This window comes from Paratractidigestivibacter sp. (genome assembly GCF_052362415.1).
Taxonomy (GTDB): Bacteria; Actinomycetota; Coriobacteriia; order Coriobacteriales; family Atopobiaceae; genus Paratractidigestivibacter.
Window position 1 is genome coordinate 1 of the sequence record NZ_DAWEMK010000159.1, and the last position, 397, is coordinate 397.

1 protein-coding gene is annotated in these 397 nt (G+C 69.8%); it reads right to left on the bottom strand.

The window, feature by feature from the left end; translation table 11 throughout:
* The coding region (locus ACT84W_RS10290; protein ID WP_444329142.1) for a ParA family protein at positions 1-397 on the bottom strand (397 nt) is incomplete at both ends.

Sequence of the window (397 nt, forward strand, 5' to 3'; positions counted from 1 at the left end):
CGTGGCCTCGGCGTTGGTCATGCGGCCGGGCACGCAGGTGCGCAGTATCTTCCAGCGGGGCGTGGGCATGCGCAGAGCGTCGGCGATGGAGCGCGTCGCCTCGACGGTGAGCGCCGTGCCGCGCATCACGGTGGAGTCGAGCTTCACGGGGATGACGACCATGCCGCCCTCCGCCGCGGCGAGGTAGGCGTTGAAGGCGAGCCTGCGCATCACGGGACTGCAGTCGATGAGGCAGACGTCGTAGGAGCCCGAGGCGTCGTCGAGGGCGAACTTGAGTCGCTGCTCGCGCAGGAGCATCTCGTTCTGGTCGACGAGGTCGATGGTCGAGGCCACCACGTCGAGGTTCTCCCCGGCAGCGTAGGCGACCTCCTCCACGGGCGCGCCGCCGTAGAGCAGC